Annotated in this window: 22 protein-coding genes; 7 read left to right on the top strand and 15 right to left on the bottom strand. The window is 60.2% G+C overall.

Going from position 1 to position 21,542, the window contains the following annotated elements; genetic code table 11:
- Positions 1-2 precede the first annotated feature (2 nt).
- Positions 3-725: a GntR family transcriptional regulator gene (locus HCK86_RS06930; RefSeq protein ID WP_176083726.1), complete on the top strand. Its 723-nt coding sequence runs from the start codon at positions 3-5 to the stop codon at positions 723-725.
- A 37-nt stretch (positions 726-762) separates the two neighbouring features.
- On the opposite strand, the gene ugpC is transcribed toward HCK86_RS06930, so the two are convergent.
- From ugpC to HCK86_RS06905, 5 genes are all read right to left on the bottom strand, one after another.
- Positions 763-1,866, bottom strand: coding sequence for a sn-glycerol-3-phosphate ABC transporter ATP-binding protein UgpC (gene ugpC, locus HCK86_RS06925; protein ID WP_176083725.1), 1,104 nt, complete (start codon positions 1,864-1,866; stop codon positions 763-765).
- A gap of 9 nt (positions 1,867-1,875) precedes the next feature.
- Positions 1,876-3,819, bottom strand: coding sequence for a beta-L-arabinofuranosidase domain-containing protein (locus tag HCK86_RS06920; protein WP_176083724.1), 1,944 nt, complete (start codon positions 3,817-3,819; stop codon positions 1,876-1,878).
- 23 nt (positions 3,820-3,842) lie between these two features.
- Positions 3,843-4,655, bottom strand: coding sequence for a carbohydrate ABC transporter permease (locus tag HCK86_RS06915; RefSeq protein WP_348641046.1), 813 nt, complete (start codon positions 4,653-4,655; stop codon positions 3,843-3,845).
- A 56-nt stretch (positions 4,656-4,711) separates the two neighbouring features.
- Complete coding sequence (locus HCK86_RS06910; protein ID WP_176083869.1) at positions 4,712-5,635, bottom strand: sugar ABC transporter permease; 924 nt, start codon at positions 5,633-5,635, stop codon at positions 4,712-4,714.
- A gap of 120 nt (positions 5,636-5,755) precedes the next feature.
- Positions 5,756-7,000, bottom strand: coding sequence for a sugar ABC transporter substrate-binding protein (locus tag HCK86_RS06905; protein WP_176083722.1), 1,245 nt, complete (start codon positions 6,998-7,000; stop codon positions 5,756-5,758).
- 162 nt (positions 7,001-7,162) lie between these two features.
- Here HCK86_RS06905 and HCK86_RS06900 point away from each other — a divergent pair, with 162 nt between their 5' ends.
- The gene (locus HCK86_RS06900; RefSeq protein ID WP_176083721.1) at positions 7,163-8,170 is read left to right on the top strand and encodes a LacI family DNA-binding transcriptional regulator; all 1,008 of its coding nucleotides are present in this window, start codon (positions 7,163-7,165) and stop codon (positions 8,168-8,170) included.
- Positions 8,171-8,195: 25 nt separating this feature from the next.
- On the opposite strand, the gene HCK86_RS06895 is transcribed toward HCK86_RS06900, so the two are convergent.
- Complete coding sequence (locus HCK86_RS06895; RefSeq protein WP_176083720.1) at positions 8,196-8,660, bottom strand: hypothetical protein; 465 nt, start codon at positions 8,658-8,660, stop codon at positions 8,196-8,198.
- A 241-nt stretch (positions 8,661-8,901) separates the two neighbouring features.
- Here HCK86_RS06895 and HCK86_RS06890 point away from each other — a divergent pair, with 241 nt between their 5' ends.
- The gene (locus tag HCK86_RS06890) at positions 8,902-9,057 is read left to right on the top strand and encodes a hypothetical protein (RefSeq protein ID WP_176083719.1); all 156 of its coding nucleotides are present in this window, start codon (positions 8,902-8,904) and stop codon (positions 9,055-9,057) included.
- 472 nt (positions 9,058-9,529) lie between these two features.
- Positions 9,530-10,096 carry a GNAT family N-acetyltransferase gene (locus HCK86_RS06885; protein WP_176083718.1) on the top strand — a complete coding sequence of 189 codons (567 nt, stop codon included), beginning with the start codon at positions 9,530-9,532 and terminating at the stop codon, positions 10,094-10,096.
- 3 nt (positions 10,097-10,099) lie between these two features.
- Here HCK86_RS06885 and HCK86_RS06880 read toward each other — a convergent pair whose 3' ends face one another.
- From HCK86_RS06880 to HCK86_RS06870, 3 genes are all read right to left on the bottom strand, one after another.
- A complete protein-coding gene (locus HCK86_RS06880; protein ID WP_176083717.1) occupies positions 10,100-10,594 on the bottom strand; it encodes a hypothetical protein in 495 nt (164 codons plus the stop codon).
- A gap of 86 nt (positions 10,595-10,680) precedes the next feature.
- On the bottom strand, positions 10,681-12,201 hold the full coding sequence (gene hisS, locus HCK86_RS06875; RefSeq protein ID WP_176083716.1) for a histidine--tRNA ligase: 1,521 nt from the start codon (positions 12,199-12,201) through the stop codon (positions 10,681-10,683).
- Positions 12,202-12,254: 53 nt separating this feature from the next.
- Entirely contained in the window at positions 12,255-13,178 is a 924-nt protein-coding gene (locus HCK86_RS06870; RefSeq protein ID WP_176083868.1) for a LysR family transcriptional regulator, read from the bottom strand.
- A 183-nt stretch (positions 13,179-13,361) separates the two neighbouring features.
- Here HCK86_RS06870 and HCK86_RS06865 point away from each other — a divergent pair, with 183 nt between their 5' ends.
- On the top strand, positions 13,362-14,414 hold the full coding sequence (locus tag HCK86_RS06865) for a putative sulfate exporter family transporter (RefSeq protein ID WP_176083715.1): 1,053 nt from the start codon (positions 13,362-13,364) through the stop codon (positions 14,412-14,414).
- Between the two features lie 19 nt (positions 14,415-14,433).
- On the opposite strand, the gene HCK86_RS06860 is transcribed toward HCK86_RS06865, so the two are convergent.
- From HCK86_RS06860 to HCK86_RS06840, 5 genes are all read right to left on the bottom strand, one after another.
- Positions 14,434-15,069 carry a DNA-3-methyladenine glycosylase I gene (locus HCK86_RS06860; RefSeq protein WP_176083714.1) on the bottom strand — a complete coding sequence of 212 codons (636 nt, stop codon included), beginning with the start codon at positions 15,067-15,069 and terminating at the stop codon, positions 14,434-14,436.
- Positions 15,070-15,107: 38 nt separating this feature from the next.
- Positions 15,108-16,406, bottom strand: coding sequence for a glycolate oxidase subunit GlcF (glcF, locus tag HCK86_RS06855; RefSeq protein WP_176083713.1), 1,299 nt, complete (start codon positions 16,404-16,406; stop codon positions 15,108-15,110).
- Between the two features lie 109 nt (positions 16,407-16,515).
- A complete protein-coding gene (locus HCK86_RS06850) occupies positions 16,516-16,896 on the bottom strand; it encodes a hypothetical protein (protein WP_176083712.1) in 381 nt (126 codons plus the stop codon).
- Entirely contained in the window at positions 16,893-18,116 is a 1,224-nt protein-coding gene (gene glcE / locus HCK86_RS06845; protein ID WP_176083711.1) for a glycolate oxidase subunit GlcE, read from the bottom strand. The genes HCK86_RS06850 and glcE overlap by 4 nt, the downstream gene beginning before the upstream one ends.
- On the bottom strand, positions 18,109-19,551 hold the full coding sequence (locus HCK86_RS06840; RefSeq protein ID WP_176083710.1) for an FAD-linked oxidase C-terminal domain-containing protein: 1,443 nt from the start codon (positions 19,549-19,551) through the stop codon (positions 18,109-18,111). Before HCK86_RS06840 ends, glcE begins: the two co-directional genes overlap by 8 nt.
- 132 nt (positions 19,552-19,683) lie before the next feature.
- On the opposite strand from HCK86_RS06840, the gene HCK86_RS06835 reads away from it, so the two are divergent.
- Positions 19,684-20,619: a LysR family transcriptional regulator gene (locus tag HCK86_RS06835; RefSeq protein WP_176083709.1), complete on the top strand. Its 936-nt coding sequence runs from the start codon at positions 19,684-19,686 to the stop codon at positions 20,617-20,619.
- 18 nt (positions 20,620-20,637) lie between these two features.
- Here the strand turns inward: HCK86_RS06835 and HCK86_RS06830 are convergent, their stop codons facing one another.
- The gene (locus HCK86_RS06830) at positions 20,638-20,802 is read right to left on the bottom strand and encodes a DUF1328 domain-containing protein (RefSeq protein WP_176083708.1); all 165 of its coding nucleotides are present in this window, start codon (positions 20,800-20,802) and stop codon (positions 20,638-20,640) included.
- Between the two features lie 243 nt (positions 20,803-21,045).
- On the opposite strand from HCK86_RS06830, the gene HCK86_RS06825 reads away from it, so the two are divergent.
- Positions 21,046-21,516, top strand: coding sequence for an NUDIX hydrolase (locus HCK86_RS06825; protein WP_176083707.1), 471 nt, complete (start codon positions 21,046-21,048; stop codon positions 21,514-21,516).
- The last annotated feature ends 26 nt before the right edge of the window (positions 21,517-21,542 follow it).

Here is a 21,542-nt window from a genome sequence, read left to right as displayed (position 1 = left end):
TCATGCCGCGTGGCAAGAGCGACAGCAAGACGACAGCGCGCAGGAATGGCGCCCAGACCGACAAGGCAAAGTCGCTGACGGACCAGGCCTATGACCGCCTGCGTCACGAGATCATCACCTGCAAGCTGCAACCGGGAACGGATCTTGGCGAACAGGAACTGGCCGAAAAGCTTGCCATGAGCAAAACCCCGGTGCGCGAAGCGCTGGCGCGACTGACGCTTGAAGGCCTTGTCGAGGCCTTTCCCCGGCGCGGCTACCGGATCACCCCGGTGACGGTCAAAAGCGTCAATGATGTTTTCACCGTGCGCAAGGCGCTGGAAGGGGTTGCCTGCGAGCTCGCCGCAGACCGGCTGACCGATGCGGAGATCGACCGGATCGAAGCCCTGTCCAACGCCACCTATGTGCCGGGCGAGGAGCCGACGATCGAGGCCTTTATCAAGACCAACAATGATTTCCATGCGGCCATTGCCGAGGGTGCGCGCGTGCCCCGCCTCGTCACGCTGATTTCCTCCTATCTGGAAGAGTCGACCCGGCTTTTCTACATGGGCGCCGCCATGCGCGACGTGAATCCGGAGACCTCGACTGACCACGCCCTCATCGTCGCGGCCCTGCGCCGGCATGACAGTGACGCCGCCCGCGAGGCCATCATTCAGCACACGGAGAACACCCGTCGCGGCCTGCTGACCGCGCTGATTTCCGACAGCGAGTCACTGCTGGTGCTGTGAGGCGGAAGGGCCTGAGCGGCCTTTACCGTCTTTGCCCTCACCCACCCAGAGCCAGGGACCGCTCGGTCTCGACATCGAACAGATGCATCTGGTTCATGTTGACCGAAAGCGGCACGGTGGTACCCGCCCTGAGGCTTCCTTCCGGCTCAATGCTGGCACAGACGCCTTCGTTTCCGACATTGAAATAGATCATCGTCGTCGCCCCGAGCGGCTCCACCAGATCGACAGCCGCCTCGAAGGGCTCAAAACCCGGACGGTCCTGGCGTATGGCGATGTTTTCCGGGCGGATACCGAAGGTGACCGCCCGTCCGGCATCCGGCCGGAAACGGGCAGCCTTCTCGTCAGGCACGCTGAGCCGCGTTCCGTCATCCAGCACGATGAAGAGAGTGTCGCCGGACGCTTCCAGCCGGGCGGGCAGGAAGTTCATCGACGGGGAGCCGATGAAGCCGGCCACGAAACGGGAAACAGGGTTCAGATAGAGATCCTGCGGCTCGCCGACCTGCTCAACCAGACCGCCATTCATCACCACCACACGATCGGCCATTGTCATGGCCTCAACCTGATCATGGGTGACATAGACCGTGGTGGTCGGCAGGATCTGGTGCAGGCGCTTGATTTCCGTGCGCATGGTGACCCTGAGCTTGGCATCAAGGTTCGACAGCGGCTCATCGAACAGGAACACTTTCGGATCACGCACGATCGCACGGCCCATGGCCACACGCTGCCGCTGGCCGCCGGACAGGGCGCCCGGCCTGCGATCGAGAAGTTCGCTGATGTGGAGCGTTCTCGCCGCCTCATCGATGCGCTTTGCGATCTCGGCTTTGGGCATGCGCTGCTGCTCCAGGCAGAAGGCGATATTCTCGCGCACGCTCATATGCGGATAGAGCGCATAATTCTGGAAGACCATGGCAATGTCGCGCTTGCCCGGCGCCAGCCGGTTGACGACATCATCGCCAATCAGGATTTCACCGCCGGAAATATGTTCAAGGCCTGCAATCATGCGCAAAGTGGTCGACTTGCCGCAGCCCGACGGGCCGACGAAAACGACGAATTCCTTGTCGGCAATTTCCAGATCGATACCGCGTACCGCCTCGTAGATGCCATAGGACTTGACCACATTCTTCAGTGTCAGTCGTGCCATGTTCCGCTCCTATTCTTCCCCGAGCCAGACCTGCATGGCACCCGCCTCGCGATTGGCCCAGAGGTGATACGGGATTGCCCTGAAGGGCCTTTTCTTCAGCACCGGCGGCGCGGTGGCATAAAGCGCGCCTGCCCAGCCATCGGTCGAAGCCTCGAGCCCCTCGCCTTCCAGAACGACGGCTCCGCCCAGAAGCGTCGCCTCGAATCGTGGCGTGAGTTCTGCGCTCGACGCGACCCGGAGCCGCTGCGGCTCGATGCCGAGATCGGTTTCCTCGACGCAATAGACCACCGGCCCGCGCCGGAAGGACACCCGATGGGCATCCTCACTGACTGCCGGGTGGGCGTAAAGCCGCTCGACAGGCATGTCGAAGGAAAGGCGGATCTCATCGCCATCGGCAAAGGTCCTGGCAATCGTCGCATAGCCTTTCTCGGCTTCGAGCGTGATCGCCTCGCCATTCAGCATGGCCGTCGCCTTGCGGCACCAGCCGGGAATTCTGAGCTTCAGCACCAGTTCAACCGGCCCGGAAAGCCCCAGCGACAGGCGGATATCACCATCCCAGGGATAGGCCGTATCCTGTTTCAGGCGCACGAAGGTTTCGCCAATGACGAATTCGGCACTGTTGGCACCATAAAGATGAACGGCAATCGCATTGCCCCTGGTCGAATAGTAATACTGGCCGAGCGAGGTGATGAAGCGGGCGATATTGGTCGGGCAACAGGGGCAGTAATGCCATTTCCAGCGCTGGTTCTGACCATGGCTTTCAAGCACATTCTCATAGAAATAATGCTCGCCATCGCGTGAGATGCCGGATAGCGCGCCGTTATAGAGCACGGTCTCCAGTCTGTCGGTGAATTTGCCATCTAGATCGATCTGCGCCATGCGGTGGGTCCAGAAGCCCAGTGCGACGGCTGCGCAGGTCTCCGCATAGGCCGTATCGTTCGGCAGGTCATATTCGCGGGTGAAGCCTTCATTGGCCGCCGACGGACCAAGCCCGCCGGTCACATAGAGCTGGCGGCTGGTCAGATTGTCGAACAGCCGGTCGCAGGCCGCCTTCAGCGTCGCATCATCATTCTCATAGGCGAGATCCGTCATCGCCGAGAACAGATACATCGCCCTCACGGCATGGCCTTCGACCCTGGTCTGCTCACGGACCGGCTTGTGGGCCTGGCTATAGGCATAGGTCTGGAACACGTAATCATCGGGATTCTCGCCGCGCCGGCGCGCCTCCCCATCATAATAGGAGGGCATCTGGCCGCGCTCGTCGATGAAATAGGTGGCAAGCTTCAGGTGGCGCGGATCACCGGTAACCCGATAGAGCTTGACCAGCGCCAGTTCGATTTCCTCATGCGCGTCATAGCCGCGCAGTTTGCCGGGTTCGGCACCGAATGTATCGATGATATGGTCGACGGCGCGGATCATCACATCGAGAAAACGGCGTTTGCCGGTTGCCTCAAAATAGGCGACGGCCCCTTCCAGTAGATGGCCCATCGAATACATCTCGTGCAGATCGCGCAGATTGGTCCAGCGCTTCTCCGGCTCGCGGCGGATGAACCAGGAATTGAGATAGCCATCGGCCATCTGGCCCCGTTCAAGCTTTTCGACAATCGCATCGATCTTGGCTTCGACATCCGGATTGGGATTGTTCTTCAGCGTGTAACTCGCCGCTTCAATCCACTTGCCGAAATCGGAATCGAAGAAATGCTGCATTGACAGGCCCGAGGGTTGGATCGGCCGCGCCAGCGGTCCGGCCGGCTTGTCGAAATCGAGCACTTCGAGAAAGCCCTCCTCTTCCAGCCGCATATGCTGCGTGGGGATGGTGACATCACGGATTGTCTTCTGCCAGCTTTCCCAGAAACCGCCGTCAAAGGCGACTTTGGTGTGATCAACGGGCTCGAAGCGCTGAAAAAGGTGATCGGTCACGCCGGTAGCCTTCGTCTTGAGGGTCGAGGACATGAAAACTCCTATGCGATAAGGGCTTACTTGACGGCGCCGGCGGTGAGGCCGCGCACGTAGTAACGTTGCAATGCGAGGAAAAGCAGGATGCACGGCACCATGGTGACGGTGATACCGGCCTGAAGCGCGCCCCAGTCGATGATGCCGTAAATGCCGGAGGAAACGTTCACCAGCATGATCGGCAGGGTGAACTTGTTCTGATCCGACAGGAAAATCAGCGCCGCCAGAAACTCATTCCACGAATTGAGGAAGGCGAACATGGCCACCGTTGCCACGCCCGGCAGCGCCAGCGGCAGCAGGATCCGCCGGACAAGTGTGAACTGCGAGGCACCATCAATCCGCCCGGCCTCGATCAGCGCCAGCGGGATCGCGTCAAAGGCGTTGCGCATCATGAAGATCGAGAAGGGCAGCTGAAACGTCGTGTAGATCAGCACCAGCCCGAACAGCGAATTCTGCAGATGCAGGAATTTCAGGATCAGGAACAGCGGTGTCAGGATCGACTGAAACGGGATCATCATGGTCGCCATGATGATGACGAAGATCAGCGACTGACCGGGAAAACGGAACTTGGAAAAGCCGTAACCGGCCGGCACGGACACCGCTACGGTGAAGAGGATTGTCCCCAGCGCGATGAACACGGAATTGCCGGCATAGACATACCAGCCCGCGCCCACATCCTCGAGGCGGCGGTAGTTTTCCAAAGAAAAGGCCCTGGAAAACAGCGCGACCGGATGGGCCAGCGCATCGGCCGCTGGCTTGAACGAGTTGGCGAAGGACCAGATCACCGGCATCAGGAAGAAGGCGGCAAGCACCACCATCACGGCAAACAGGATCATACGGCCCGCAAGCGCGCGGTAGCCATCTTCAGGCGCGACAAAGATCGGTTGCTTTCTCATCGTCCCCCCTCCGGGCGCTGGCGCATGAAGGACAGCTGGATCGAACTCAGCGCCACCAGCACGACCAGCAGCGCGAAGGACAGCGCCGAACCGTAACCGAGGCGATAGGAGGAAAAGGACGCCAGATAGATGGTGAACACCGCTGAAATGGTCGAATTGTTCGGCCCGCCCTGGGTGATGATGAAGAACTGGTCGAAAGCGAGCATGGACGAGGTGATGTTGAGGATCAGTGCCAGCAGCACGGAATTGCGCATCAGAGGCAGAGTGATCCGGCGGAAGCGGGAAAAGGGACTGGCACCATCGATGCGCGCAGCTTCGACAATCTCGTTCGGAATGCTCTGAAGCCCGGTGAGCAGAATGACCATGGTGAAACCGGCGGTCTTCCACACCACCATCAGGATGATGACACCCAGCGCCGGCCAGAAGCTTTCCAGCGGTCGCGGCGCATGCGAGACGATACCTAGCCCGGTCAGAAGATGGGCGAAAACGCCGTTATCAGGGTTGAGCAGCCACATCCACAGCGTCGAGGCGGCCGAAAAGCCGATCACCACCGGCATGAAGAAAATGGTGCGGAAGAAGCCTACGGAGCGCAATGGCCGGTCAACCAGAAGCGCCAGTGGAAAGGCAACCGCCATGATCGCCGCAGTGACAAGGACGGTATAAAGCAGGGTGAAACCCAGCGAATGCCACAGCTGCTGATCGCCGATCAGTTCGGCATAATTGTCCATGCCGATGAACTTGCGGCGGCCGAGCAATGGCCAGCGGAAAAAGCTCATCCAGATCGTCATCACCAGCGGAATGACGAACAGACCGATGATGAACACCATGCTTGGCGCGATATAGGCAAGGCCAAGCCAGCCATGCGGCTCCTGATCGCCGTCAGGAGCCCTATTTGCTCTCAAGCGCTTGAACGGCAAGATTTCACATCCTTCTCATCGAAGATTTCGGCTTTGGGGCAGCCAAGGCACATCGCTTCCACGCAGCGGGCTGAAACCGAGGCGGATGGCAGGTATCGGCACCTGCCATCCGGCGCGTTTGCATTACGGATTGGTGCGATCGAGGATCTTGGTGAACGCATCCTGAGCCGTGGAAATGGCGCCATCGACATTGTCGTCGAAAATGCCGGTCTGGATCAGGTTGATGAAGGGGCCGGTTCGCGACACGAAAAGCTCATCGGAGGCGTATGTGTAGGGCGTGCGGGCCTTCGACAGGATGTCATAGGCAACGAGGTTGCGCTTGTCGAACTGGGCATAGGCCTCATCCGCCAGATCGGTACGCGACGGCATGCCGGATTCCTGGGTAATGAAGACCTGCTGTTCCGGCTCCATGTAGAACTTGACGAAATCTTCAAGGACCGCCTTCTTCTCCGGGCTGATGCCCTTGATCATCGCCAGCGTATCGCCGCCGGCAAAGCTGGAGGCGCCGCCTTCGGGACCCGGAATCGGAGCGACTGCGAAATTGACGTCCGGATATTTGCTGGTCAGCAGATTGACGATGTAGGAGCCGGTCATCAGGATGCCGACCTTGCCGGATGCGAAGGCTTCAACGGCGTTGTTGCCATTGCCGGAACGCGACGTCGGGTGAATGGCGCCAGCCTTCCACATATCGGAATAGTCTGCGAGCGTCGCGCGCATCGCCGGCGTGTCGACGGTGGCTTCACGGCCGTCTTCCGACAGAATGTCATCACCGGCCGCCCAGATATGCGGCAGGAAGTCATAGATCAGCCAGGAACCGGAATTGGCAACGAAATAGAAGCCGTAAGTGTCATCGCCAAGTGCGCTGATCTTCTTGGCATCAGCCGCGATTTCATCCAGCGAGGCCGGCGCCTTGGTCGGATCAAGACCGGCTTTTTCAAACAGGTCGGTATTATAGGCGATGATCGAGGCATCGGGCAGCGCCGGCACGCCATAGATCTTGCCGTCATAGGTGGCAAGGCGGATATGCGACGGGCTGAGCGCATCGGCGTAAGGCAGGCCATCGACAAAGCCGGTAATGTCTTCCAGCGTGTCATTGGCGGCAAAGGTCGGAAGATAGATCAGGTCGAGCACGGCACCATCCGGCGGCGTACCGGCGGCAATCGAGGCACCGAGTTTCGGTACCATCTGTTCGGCAATCACCTGCGTGACATTGACCTTGTCGTCATGGCTGGCATTGTACTTGTCGGCAAGTGCCTGCAGCACCGGCCCCGACGACGTGCGCACCCACAGCGTCACATCTTCGGCGCTGGCGGCGGAGGTCATGACAGCCAATGTTGCTGCAGCGAGCATCAATTTGCGTTTCAGCATCTGCTTCCCCTTTTTGGTGGTTCGTCGTTACTTATCTTCGACGTGAATTCACGGTAGGTGAGATTAATTTTGTTGTCGACACGTTGCGTGCAAAATTGTGCAAAAACCTTTTTGCAGCTTTGAAATCATTTGCTAAAAGGTTTTATCAACCGAGGGATACTGATGACGATCAAACCCATCCAGCACCGCAGACGGACACTGCGCGACGTCGCCAAAGCGGCAGGCGTCAGCCTCTCGACCGCCTCGAACGCACTCAACGGGGTCGGTCGGGTCAATGCGGAAACGCGTGACCGCGTGGCGCAGATCGCCCAGGAAATCGGCTTCCGCCCCAATGCGCTGGCGCGGTCGCTTCTCTCCCATCGCAGCCTCACCATCGGCATCATCACCGATGACACCTATGGCCGCCTGACACTGCCGATCAGCTCCGGTGTTTCCGAAGTGCTGGTCGACCACGGCGTTTCCGCTTTCCTGTGCGCCACAAGCGGCGACAAGCGGCTGGCGGAACTGCACCTCCAGGCGCTGCTCGACAAACAGGTCGACGGCATCATCTTCACCGCCATCCGGCTGGACAGCGAACCGCCGATTGATCTTCATTCCCTGACCATTCCGGTGGTCTATGCCTTCGCCATAGGGCCGAAACATTCCACCAGCTTCGTTCCGGATGATGCCCATGGCGCCCGCCTGGCAATCAGCCATCTTGAGGCGGCAGGCTGTCGCGACATCCTGCATATCACCGGCCCGGACACCTGGCTTGCCGCGCGCATTCGCGCCGAGGCCTATCAGCAAAGCTGTCCGAGCCCACGCAAAGTCATGTTTGGCGGCTGGTCGGAAGAATGGGGCCATGAGGCCATCGATCAGCTGGTCTCAAGCGGAGCCAGCCTGCCTGACGGCATCTTTTGCGGCAGTGATGAGATCGCCCGTGGCGTACTCGATGCGCTTCGGGACCGCGCCATTCTGGTCCCTGATGATATCCGTGTGATCGGTTTCGACAACTGGGAGGTCGTGTCGCGCCAGACCCGCCCGCCGCTGACGACAATCGACATGGAACTGAAGGAGATCGGCCATCGCTCGGCACTCGCCATGCTCGAACTGACCCGTGGCGAACCGGTGGCGACCGGCATTGTCCGCCTGCCCTGCTCCCTGATCAGCCGTAAAAGCGTCGGGGCCTGAGGCCCCGAACCGCACACGAAACGGATCAGAGCTTGAAGAGCAGTTGCGCCCGCATCGGCTCAGACTGCTGTTCGCCGTCAGCCGCCCTGTCACTGAGATGATCCCAGAACGCCTGAAACTGCGCCGCCGGATAGATCGCCCCCGCGAACGGATCGACGACCACGGCATCGGGGCTCCACCCCTCGTCCGGGCGGCCGATATCGAGCCCGTCATGGGCCAGTGGACCGACCCCCTGCGCATGGGCGCCGGACGTAAGGCGTGAATAGCGCTCCCGATCAATCACGACGAACTGATGATCCGGCCGCTGGCCGGTGACATCGGCATTTTCCAGTTTCACCGGAATGCTGACAATCTCGATGCTGCGTCCGTAGCCGCATTTCTTGAGTTCCCGCGCAGTCATCTGCGCCAGTTCCGAACTGCCGCCGATCTTTTCCTTCGCGCTCAGCTTGCTGCTGAGCTTCAGACAGGACTTCCAGGCATTCTTGTGCATCCGGGTCTGCACGTATGAAGGTCCTCTAAACTCCTGAGCATCCTGATGAACCTTGCTGAGGACCGGCAAACGGACGTTGACCATAAAGCGAACAGGATCACCCTCCCGCACAGGACGCCCGTTTGACGCCGAGGTCAGGCCGCTGTGGTCTGCTTCATGCCGTGACGGAACTTTCTCCTGAACACGCTGCACAACCGTTCGCGCGATTTTCATATTATTGTCGAGCCGCAAGAGCGAACCAGTGCTCATATTGGAAAACCCGCTGGTCGGTGAAGACCGGCTTATTGCTGGCGAAGACCCGCTTGTTGCGGGCGAGGACCTGCCTGTTGCTGGCGAGAACCCACTTGTCGCTGGCGAAGACCGGCCTGTTGCGGGCGAAGACGATGCAGAGCTATAGACGCTGGAAATACCCGGCGATTGACTGTCTCTCAGCACTCTACGGGGTGCGCCGATCTCGAATTCCTGGGGCCGGGCTTGTCTCTGCGCGATTTCTGCGCAGGCCTTGGCGATATTTTGGCGAGTTGGAATAACCCTGAACTTATCCATAGTTCGGTTCCTTTTTGTTTTTTCTTGTTCATGTGACCGAGCCGTAACGGCGCCGACCGGAAGCGATCACGCACAGCCTGACAATTTTGAGGGGACACACTACACCTGACAGGCGAACCGTTGCGGTTCGACATGTAATATCCAGCTGACATCGAACATATAAAATTCGATTTTTGGAATATTTTGAAATTTTACAAATATAACTTAATCAAAAATCATTATAAAATATTGAAATATAATATTTCCGATTCTTGCCACATATTTAGAGCAAGATATTAACCAAAAGTTTCGTCTTTCTTCAACACAAAGAGGATTTTCTTTAAATGCAGCTTGAAAAGCACAGCAGCCCGATCAGCAAAGAACTGCTTGAAGAGGTCCGGCCGTTCATGGCGACCTGTTGGCAGGACACCTATAGTGACTCCCTCGGTCATGAGGTTGTTGCAAATCTGGTGGACAACCTCGGGGATGGTACCCTTGGGGGCGGGCTTCCCGGTATCGGAGAGACCCTCCTGCTCGTCAGGGACGGCGACACTATCGTCGCCACCTGCACCTACGCCTATGGCGATGAGTGCGGCGCGGTTTGGGGGCTCTATATCACTCGCCCCTATCAGCGCAAGGGGATTGGCAGCCAGCTTCTGCGCGTTGCCGCGGAGGCCGGAAAGCCTGACGACACGATTCAGCTCTTCGTCATGCAAGACGCCACAGATGCGATCAATTTCTATCTGCGCAACCAGTTCGTCATTGCGAACCAGATCAGAGGGGAAATCCTGCCGGGGGTCGCCACGTCATGCCTGCTCCTTTCGGCATCCGTCGCAGCGCTTCTTGCCACGATACCGTGCGACACGGCACTTCACCCGGTGGCATCCGCAGGGCCCTGCTCCGTCCTGTGAACCTCAGTCGGAGCCGCCCCCGGCCAGAAGACCAAGCTGTTCCCGCGTCGAGAGAGTTTGCCCGTCGGGACTGACGGCAATGATGTCGTCAATTCTCACCTGCCCGCCTTCATCAACCAGAATGAACCGGGCCTCGGAAAACGCCTGATATTCTGCTTGCGAGCCAAAGCAGCTCATGAAGCGGAAACGCGCGACTTCAACGGTTTTTCCGTCCTGCACAAGCGGCGGGGCGATCGCAAGATCCTCAAGCGGGCAGCCATCCTGAGCGTTGACGACAACGTCGTAATCGAAGGGGCTGCCATCATTTCCAATGCCCGAAACGGCCATCGCCTTTTCAAACTGCGCCTGAAAACCGGCGCTGAAAAGGCGTTTCAGGCGATCTGACGCAAACAGATCCTCCTGCACCGATGCATCGGGCGACCAGTTGTTGACGGTGACCGCCATCACCTCGGCAACCGGGTCAGCGGCCGTGCCGGCATGGGCGGCAGCTGAAGACATCAAGCCAAGAAGCGCCGCAGCCAGAAGGGCTCCCGGCCGATTGCATCTTGGCTGCAGCCTTTCGCGGTTCGTCATCTGCGCTTGCCTCACGGCTGGGCGCGCCGGCGATCCTCGGCCTGTGCTGCGAGGATTTCGCCAACCTTGGCAACAAGCTCCGCCTCCGGCACCGTCTCCTGGGCCACGCGCGCCTCGCGCCAGCTGGCATTGTCCTCGATCTCACCGGAAAGCCGCTTGCCCTCGATCAGGTCCTTGATCTGCACCACGCCCTCGGCGCGCTCATCACCGCCCTGGATGATGGCAATAGGGCAGCCGCGACGGTCGGCATATTTCAGCTGATTGCCGAATTTCTTCCAGTTGCCCTGATACATTTCAGCGCGAATTCCGGCAGCCCTGAGGGCCTGGGTGAAGCGCTGATAGCGCCCCATCGCATCACCATCGCCATCCATGACGGTGACCAGAACCGGTTCGATCACCGGGGCCTCGCCGAGCTTGCCGAGATTTTTCAAGGCTGTCATCAGCCGCGAGACACCGATGGAAAAGCCGGTCGCCGGAACCGGCTGGCCCATGAAGCGCGACACCAGGCCGTCATAACGTCCACCGCCACCAACGGATCCGAAGACAACCTTCTCGCCCTTTTCATTGGTGACATCGAAGGTCAGCTCCGCCTCATAGACCGGGCCGGTGTAATATTCGAGACCGCGGACAACGGAGGGGTCGATCTTGACCCGGTCAGAACCGTAGCCGGCGCTCGTCACCATGTCCCCGATCAGGGAAAGCTCGGCAACGCCTTCGCTGCCGCGCACCGACCCCGCGACCAGCGCAGCAAGGGTTTCGGCCTCGGCGGCATAATCCTTGATCGAGACAAAGACGATCAGCTTTTCGATCTGCTGCGCATCAAGCCCCGCGCCCTTGGTGAAGTCGCCGCTCTCGTCCTTGCGGCCTTCGCCGAGCAGAAGCTTCACACCCTCGACGCCGAACTTGTCGAGCTTGTCGATGGCGCGCAGCACCGTCAGGCGCTGAACGGCCTTGTCGTCGCCGCCAAGACCGATCGCCTCCAGCACGCCATCCAGAACCTTGCGGTTGTTGACGCGGATGACATAGTCGCCGCGCGGAATCCCGAGTGCTTCCATCGTGTCGGCCATCATCATGCACATTTCGGCATCCGTCTGGACGCCGGGCGCGCCGACGACATCGGCATCGAACTGCATGAACTGGCGGAAACGGCCCGGACCGGGCTTCTCATTGCGGAAGACGTAACCGGCACGATAGCTGCGGAAAGGCAGCTGGATCTCGTTGAAATTCTCCGCCACGTGACGGGCGAGCGGCGCAGTCAGATCATAACGCAGGCTCATCCACTGCTCGTCATCGTCCTGCAGCGAGAACACGCCTTCATTGGGCCGGTCCTGATCAGGCAGGAACTTGCCAAGCGCATCGGTATATTCGAACAGCGGCGTTTCCACCGGATCGAAGCCATAAAGCTCATAAACGGCCTTGATCTTGCCGACCATTTCCTCTGTCGCCCGGATATCGCCGGCCTGACGGTCAACGAAGCCGCGCGGCAGGCGGGCTTTGAGTTTCTGCGGCTTCTTGTTCTTCTTCTCGCTCATGATGCGGACCGTTTCATAGATGATGCTTTGAAATTGCCGCTTGTCTTAGAAGATCAGGCGTCCTGCGGCAAGTCTTGCACACCCGCCGATTGCCCCTCGGCGACCGCAAGGGCGACCATTTCGGCTGCCGCCTTGCTCAAATGCCGCTCACGATGGGACAGAAGGTGAAATGCACGCGAGGGCAGGCAGATGTTGACCTCGGCCAGCTTGCCCGCCGCAAGCCAGGGCGCTGCAACCGATCCGGAGATCGCCGTCGCCGCCCGCCCTGCCCTGACCGCCGTCAGCACGGCTTCGTTTGAGGGCAGAACCATCGCGATGTTCAGCCCGCTGGCAGCAATCCCGAAACCTTCCATCGCATGCTCAAATTCAGAACGTGTGCCGGAGCCGACCTCGCGCAGGACGAAGCTTGTCTGCCGCGCCAGTTCACCCGGCGTCACCGGACGGCCATCCGCCAGCGGGTGGGACGGCGCGACCACGACCAGCAGCGCATCATCGGCCAGATGGCGCTTGCGCACCAGATCATGCTCGAAAGCGCCCTCGATGAAGCCGAGTTCGGCAGCACCGTCGGCAACCGCAGCACCGACAATCGCCGTATTGCCGATGGTCACCGCCAGTTCAATGCCGGGATAGCGCGCATGAAAGCGCATCAGCACGCGGGGCAGCCAGTAGCTGGCAATGGTCTGGCTGGCATAAATCGACAACGCACCACGCTCCAGCCCGCCAAGCTCGGCCAGAACCTGCTCGGCCGAACGGATCCGTTTCAATGTCGCCCGCGCCTCTTCCAGAAACACCCTGCCTTCCGCTGTCAGCACAATGCCGCGTCCGACCCGGTCGAACAATTTGACCGCGTAAAACTCCTCGAGTTTGCGCACTGCACTGGAGACTGCCGACGGGGTCAGATGAAGCGCCTCTGCCGCACGCGTCAGATGCTCGCGCTCAGCTACTTCTACGAAAATTACAAGCTGTTCGAAGGTCATCATGGGGAAATTATTCGCGCTGATCGAATGGAACGTAAATTATTATTCGATGGAAGTCCACAAAACCAGATGAGAGATTGGCCCCATCCCAAGACTTTGCAGCGCACGCTTCGCGACTGCACAACCGAATATCCCAAAAGCTGACGCCGTCCCTGAGCGCCTGCTCCGAAAAGAGTTAGAAGAATGCAGATCGCCATCGATCAAGACGCCGACCGCAATCGGCTCAATCAGATAGGCAGGCTCATGCCCGGCCTCGGACTCGCCATCCTCGTCTCGATTGTCGCCTTCGCCGCCGAAGCGGTTGAGATAAACCTGACCGGACACAAATTCATCGAGAACCTCGTTCTCGCCATCCTCATCGGCACGGCGATCCGCTCGACGGTGCCGCTGGCGGACATCTTTCATGCCGGCATCCGTTTCTCCGAGAAATTCGTGCTGGAAGTGGCAATCGTCCTGCTTGGCGCCTCGATCAGCGTCCAGGCATTGAAGGCTGCGGGCCCGGCACTCGTCATTGGCATTGTCGGCACGGTGGCCATCGCCATCAGCGTCAGCTACATGATCGGGCGCGGCCTCGGCCTGCATCACAAGCTGGCAACGCTGGTTGCCTGCGGCAATTCGATCTGCGGCAATTCAGCCATTGCCGCCGCAGCCCCGGTGATTGATGCCGAAGCCGAAGATATCGCCGCAGCCATCGCCTTCACCGCCGTGCTCGGCGTGATCATGGTGCTGGCCCTGCCGCTGGCGCTGGCAACGCTTGGCCTGTCGCCATCGCAATATGGCGTTCTGTCAGGACTGACGGTCTATGCCGTACCGCAGGTTCTTGCAGCGGCCCAGCCCGGCGGCATTGTCGCCGTCCAGACCGGTACGCTGGTCAAGCTCATCCGCGTCATGATGCTCGGGCCGGTCCTGTTCACGCTCGGCATGGCCAGCCGCGCGGCGGCCAGCTCAACCGGCGGCGCCAAGGTCAGATTGAAGCATATCGCCCCCTGGTTCATCATCGGCTTTGCCATCATGATGGCATTGCGTTCGACCAATGTCATTCCGCCGGCCATGGTCGCACCGCTGGCCACGACCTCAAACATGCTGACCGTCATCGCCATGGCAGCACTCGGTCTCTCGGTCGATATCCGCTCGCTCGCCCATGCCGGTGGCCGGGTGATCCTGACCGCCATCCTGTCGATCGGCGTGCTGACGGCGATCGCGCTCAGCCTGATCTTCCTCCTGAACGTCGGCTAAACCCCGTCATCCTTCAATCTCACTCCGGACGGATAAACGCCGCCCGGAGCCTTTCCGTTTTCTCCCGGCAGGCACAGCCTTGCAGATGATCGTTGACGAGCCCCATCGCCTGCATGAAGGCGTAGACCGTGGTCGGTCCGACAAATTTCCAACCGCGTTTCTTCAGCGCCTTTGACAGGCGAATCGAGGCTGGCGTCGTCGGATTGGCCCTGAGCGCCGCCAGATCCACCACGGCCGGCCGCTCTTCGGCGCCCGGTTCGAACGACCAGAAAAAGGCGGCGAGCGAACCGAATTCTTCCTTCAGCGCAATCGCGCGCCCCGCATTGTTGATCGTCGCTTCGATCTTGCCGCGATGGCGGATGATGCCCGCATCGCCGAGCAGGCGGTCCACATCGCCCTCATCGAAACGCGCCACGGCATTGAAATCGAAACCGGCAAAGGCGGAGCGGAAATTCTCGCGCTTGCGCAGGATCGTCAGCCAGGACAGGCCTGACTGGAAGCCTTCAAGGCAGATCTTTTCGAACAGGCGGAAATCATCGGACACCGGCCTGCCCCACTCCTCGTCATGGTAGCGGCGATAATCCTCCAGCCCGCCATGCCAGAAGCAGGAAAGCGTGCCATCGTCATCGGCCAGGAGCCCGTCTTGTACTGCCATATAGAGTATCCACTTCCCGCTTGATCAGCCACAGCCTGTTAGTGCAGCGCCGCCGGTTTGTCACCGCCATAGGCCCAGTCAAGCAGCTCTGCGGTGTGCAGGATCGGGATATCGGTGCCTGTTCCAATCTGGGTGATGCAGCCGATATTGCCGGTCGCGATCACATCAGCCTTGGTCGCCTCGATATTCTTCACCTTCCGCGCCTTCAGCTTCGCCGAAATGTCCGGCTGCATGATGTTATAGGTCCCGGCCGAGCCGCAGCAAAGGTGCCCCTCGGAAGGTTCCCGCACAGCAAATCCGGCGCGCTTCAGCAAGGCCTTGGGCTGGACGGTGAGTTTCTGACCATGCTGCATCGAACAGGCCGAATGATAGGCGACCGTGATCGCACGCGCCGGCAGTTCTGGCAGATCCATGGTCACAAGAAATTCCGTCACATCCTTTGCAAGCGCCGAAACCCGCGCCGCCTTCCCGGCATAGGCGGGATCATGGGCAAGCATATGCCCGTAATCCTTGATCGTCGTGCCGCATCCCGATGCCGTGATGATGATGGCATCGAGGCCGCCCTGATCGGCCTCCCGGCACCAGACATCGACATTGCGCCGCGCCTCGTCCAGTGCCTGTTCCTCACGCCCCATATGGTGGACCAGAGAGCCGCAGCACCCCTCGCCGTGTGGCACGACCACGCTAATCCCGAAACGGTTCAGAAGCCTGATCGTCGCCGCATTGATCGCCGGATCCAGCACCGACTGGGCACAGCCGGTCAGGATCGCCACCCGGCCGCTTGTCGGCGCCGTGGCATGATGTTCCCCGGGATCGCCAAAGGCTCCGCGCGCGGGAAGCTTCGCCGGCGCCAGCCGCAGCATCGCTGCAAAGGGCTTCAGCGCCTCAACCCGCGCAAGCAGCGCCGCAAAGGGGCGGCCGAGCCGGGCGAGACCAAGCGCAAGGCGGAAGCGGCCGGGATAGGGCAGCACCATGGCGAGTGCCTGACGGGTCAGCCGGTTCATCAGCGGGCGCTGGTAGGTCTTTTCAATATGGGCGCGGGCATGATCAACCAGATGCATATAGTCCACGCCCGACGGACAGGTGGTTGTGCAGGACAGACAGGACAGACAGCGATCGATATGGGTGACGACCTCGCGGTCGGCCGGGCGGTCGTTTTCCAGCATGTCCTTGATCAGATAGATCCGCCCGCGCGGGCTGTCGAGCTCATTGCCCAGCGTCACATAGGTTGGACAGGTTGCCGTGCAGAAACCGCAATGCACGCATTTGCGCAGGATCGATTCGGCCTCTGCGACCTTCGGATCTTCAAGCTGGGCGGGTGAGAAATTGGTCTGCATCTTATCGTTCCCGAAGTGCACATGTCACTTTTGAGGAGGGAAAAACGCTCCGGCGCGGCCTCCTCTCCGCTCCGGATGCCCCTTTGCAGGGCAGACAGGCCTTGCCCGGTCAGATCAGCCAGCTCGTCGGTTTGGCAATCGGCTCGCTGGCGCTCGCCTTCTGCAGGCCGATGATGACCCGGGCAATCAGCCAGATGGCAGTGGCGATAAATCCGAACACGCCAATCACCACAAATGTCAGCAGCAGCGAGACAAAACTGTAAAGCAGGCAGATCCAGAACGTGCGGATTGCCCAGACATAGTGGCTTTCGACCCAGCCGCGCGCATTGGGCCGGTTGATATAGGCAAAGACAACGCCGATCAGAAAGGTGATACCAAGCGCGAAACTCACCAGATAAAGAATATAGACCAGAAGCACATTATTGCGCCCCGGCTCGAACCATCCGTTCGTCGAGGGCTTTTCCGGTTGCTGAATTTCAGGTTCGCTCATGCTGCAATCTCCTGTCGTTCCATTTTGCCGGGATTGAAGATCCCACGTGGATCGAAGGTCTTCCGGATCCGCGCAGTAAGGGCGGCGACCGCCGCCGGTGCCGGCTCGAAGGCCGGCACGATCTGGCGCTCGCCCTCACCGGCGCGCAGAAGTGTCGCATGGCCGCCGCCATGATGCGCGATCAGCCGGCGCAGGATACGCGCCTCTGCACCGCCATCCATCCGCATCCAGACGAGACCACCCTGCCAGTCATACCAGGCATCCACCGCCGCTTCCTGACGCAGGGCCGCAACCAGCATCGCCCCCTTTGAGGGTGCGACAGAGACGCGCCAGAGCGGTTTTTCACTACCGTCGCAATAGGGCCTGACGTCTGCAATTTCGCGCCACAGCCTCGCGCTTTGCGCCGCATCGAGATGCTGAACCGGGCCACGGGCGGCGAGGTAACCCTCAAGCTTTTCCCGGCGGATGGCGACAGATCCTTCCACCCCCTCAAGTCTGAGGCAGGTGACACTGTCGCCGGCAAGCTGCCCGTCAAGAAGACTTTTCCTGACCGTGAAGGGCAGATGCGCAGCGCCGGAAACCTCAACCGACAGCCCCATGACCGACGCCATCAGCCGAATGGCCGCTTCATCATCAAGTGCGGAGATACAAAGCGTCGCGACCTGTTTGGGCCGGGGCAGCACCTTGAAGGTCAGTTCCGTCAGAAAACCGAGCGTACCGTGCGAGCCGGCCATCAGCTTGACCAGATCAAGCCCGGTGACATTCTTCATCACCCGTCCGCCAGCGCGGATGATCTCGCCGCGGCCATTGACGAAGCGGATGCCAAGCAGGCTGTCACGCGCAGCACCGGCAAGGGCAAAGCGGCGCGGGCCGGAGACATTGGCGGCGAAGACCCCGCCGATTGTCGGCGTGCCGCTGGTTGCCATGATGCCGCGATGATCCATCGGCTCAAAGGCAAGATATTGCCCTTCGGCCGCAAGCGCCGCCTCGATTTCGGCAACCGGCGTGCCGGCGAGCGCCGTCATCACCATTTCGGAAGGATTATAGGCGACAATACCGGAGAGACGCGATGCGGAAAGGCCGGCCGAAGCCGTCACCGGATTGCCGAAGCCCGAACGGGTTCTGCCACCGAAGATTTCAAGGCTTTCATGCCGGTCATAACAGCCGGTGATGATGCCGGCCGCGTCTTCCTCGGTTTCGGGGCGATAGATCTCAGCCATCGGCTTTTCTCCCGTCGAGCGGAAAGACCTTGGAAGGATTGAGCAGCCAGTCTGCATCGAAAGCTTCGCGCACGGCCATCTGCTGGTCGAGATCGGCTTTTGAATATTGATGCCGCATCAGATCCCGTTTCTCGATGCCGACACCGTGCTCCCCGGTCAGGCAGCCGCCCTGATCGACACAGAGTTTGAGGATATCGTTACCGGCAGCCTCCGCGCGGGCGGCATCTTCCGGGTCATTGATATTGTAAAGGATCAACGGATGCATATTGCCATCGCCCGCATGAAAGACATTGGCGACGCGCAGCCCATAGCGCTCGGTAATCTCGGTTGTCTTGCTGAGCACGGTCGAAAGCCGGCTGAGCGGCACCGTGCCATCCATGCAGATATAGTCGGCGATGCGACCGGTGGCCCCGAAGGCGGATTTGCGGCCTTTCCAGATCAGCGCCGCCTCGGTTGCCGACTGGCACTCCTTGACCGTCATGACCGCATGCTGACGGGCAATCGCGACGATTTCCGCCAGCATCGCATCCATTTCGGCCTCGGAGCCTTCAACCTCGACAATCAGCAGCGCTCCGGCATCAAGCGGATAGCCGGCATGGGCGAATGCCTCGCAGATCTCGATCGCCGGCTTGTCCATGAATTCGATGGCCACGGGGATAATTCCGGCGCCAATGATATCGGTGACGCATTGTCCGGCCTGTTCAGAGGTCGGGAAGCCGAACAGCACCGGCCGCGCGCCTTCCGGCATGGCAAGCAGCCGCACCGTCGCCTCGGTGACAATGCCGAGCTGGCCTTCAGAGCCGCAGACAAGGCCAACCAGATCCAGCCCGGGCGCATCCAGCGCCTTGCCGCCCAGTTCCAGCACCGTGCCATCCACCATAACGAGCTTGACGCCAAGCAGATTATTGGTGGTCACACCATATTTCAGGCAATGCGCGCCGCCCGAATTCATACCGATATTGCCACCGATCGTGCAGGCGAGCTGCGAGCTCGGATCTGGCGCGTAGAAGAAACCTTCCGGATTGGCAGCCTGCGAAATGGCGATATTGGTGACGCCGGCCTGCACCACGGCGACCCGGTCATCAAAATCGAGATCAAGGATCGCGCTCATCCGCGACAGGCCGATAATAACCGCATCTTCCTGGGCAATCGCTCCGCCCGAAAGCGAGGTCCCGGCGCCGCGCGGGACAACCGGGATGCCATGCTCATGGCAATAGCGCAGGACGGCAGAAACCTCCTCGGTCGTCGACGGCAGACAGACGGCCAGCGGCACGCGGCGATAGGCAACAAAGCCATCCGTCTCGAACGGCACCAGCTCCCGCTGTTCATGGATAAGGGCATCTGCGGACAAAAATGCCGCGAGATCCGCGATGATCTGGGCACGGCGGGCCAGAATCTCCGCTTTTGGTTCCAGAAATGCAATCGTACCGGACAAGATCGCCTCCTCCGCCGTTCGATCAATCATGCCTTACGAAAGGCCGCCCCTCTTAGGGAGGCGTTCTAACACTGGCGCGGAACCATGACAAATGATAAGACTTTTTCCATAATGGAATAAATCGGGGCGATTATGAAAAACCTGCAGGACCTCGCCGTATTTGCCCGTGTCGCGGCGCTTGGCAGCATGACCGCCGCTGCCGAAGAGCTGGGCCTGTCGCCGGCCGTCGTTTCCAAAAGCATCAAGCGGCTTGAGGATCATCTGGCCGCACGGCTGTTTCAGCGCACCACCCGGCAGATTGCCCTGACAGAGACGGGGCGCGGCTATTACGAGCGCCTGACACCGCTGCTGGAGGGGCTGGAAGAGGCCGAGCGTTTCATCGAGGGACAGACCCGCCACGTTCAGGGGCGGTTGAAGGTTTCCGCCCCCACCTCCTTTGGCAGGCTGCATATCGCCCCCCATCTCGGCGGCTTTCTCAATCGCCATCCCGAACTGATTCTGGAGCTGGTATTGTCGGATGAATTCGTCGATGTGGTCGGCGGCGGCTTCGATCTTGCGATCCGCATCGGCGAGCTGACGGATTCCTCGCTCGTCGCCCGCAAGCTGGCACCGGTCAGACGCATCCTCTGCGCCACGCCCGGCTATGTCGAACGCATGGGCGCACCGCAAACACTGGCCGAACTTGACCGCCACACCTGCCTTCCCGCCCATAATGGCGATTTCTGGCGCCTCGAAGGGCCGGAAGGCCCGGTGACGCTCAGGCCGGAAGGCCGGCTGATCACCAATTCCAGCGAGGTGATCCGCGAGGCGGTGCTGGCCGGAAATGGCATCGCGCTGCGATCGACCTGGGATATCGGACCGGAACTTGCCAGCGGCGAACTGATCCAGATCCTGCCGGCCTACGAAACGGGCAACAAGGTCTCGCTGTCCGCCGTCTATCCCAGCCGAAGCTTCCTGCCCGCCAAAGTCCGGCTGTTCATCGATGACCTCGCCCGGCTTTACGGCCCCGTTCCCTACTGGGACCGGGGACAGAAAAGCGCCGTGCACGGGCAAATGCACGGCGCGTGAAGGTGTCTCCACCCCAGATCAGGCGATAATCAGAAGTCCTGACAAAAGTGAAATCAGCAGTACCACCAGAACGATGAAGATCAGGATACGCGCAATGCCAGCCGAAAGTCCGGCCACACCGCGAAATCCGAGAAGACTTGCAACGGCGGCGACAATCAGCAGAACCAAAATCCAGTATAACATCCGTTTTCCCTTCTTATTATATTGAACTTGGTCAAATAACGGTTCATCTAGAGGAATGTTCCTTGATACCTCGCTGCTCCGTCTGTCCGAAGCCGGCAATCGCGGCTTCAGCCCCCTGGGCATCGACGCGTGTCACAGAAAATTCATCGAGATGACGCCTCCAGCCCTGCACATCCGTGCTAGCTTCGGGCCCCTCCCTCAGAGACAAGCGCCAAGCACAGACGGAAAAGGAGTTCGGCACAAATGCCATCCACGGCTGAAACACTTCATGTCGCCAACCTGGAAGCACGTCAGCAATATGGCGCCCTTTGTTATCGCCGCACCGGCAAGAAAAAGCAGGATTGTGAAATATTGCTGATCACCAGCCGCGATACGGGACGCTGGGTAACGCCGAAGGGCTGGCCGATGGCCAACAAGGCGCCGCATGAGGTTGCCGAACGTGAAGCCTATGAGGAAGCCGGCATCAAGGGCACGGTTTCCGACACGCCGCTTGGCTCGTTTTCCTATCTGAAGCGCCTGAGTGATGGCAGCGAAGTGCCCTGCGTCGTCGATGTCTATCCGCTGCTGGTGAGAAAGGCCAAGGCGAAGTTTCCGGAAGTCGAGGAGCGCACCCGTCGCTGGACGTCGGCTGAAGAGGCCGCCGAACTGGTTGACGAAACCGGTCTGAAAGCCTTGCTGATCGGCTTTGCCGGCGCTATGACCGCCCGGTCCTGAAAACCGGCCGCGCTGCGCTTGCAGCG

The organism is Martelella sp. HB161492 (assembly GCF_013184775.1).
Classification (GTDB): Bacteria; Pseudomonadota; Alphaproteobacteria; order Rhizobiales; family Rhizobiaceae; genus Martelella.
This window is presented reverse-complemented; position numbering and strand designations above follow the sequence as displayed.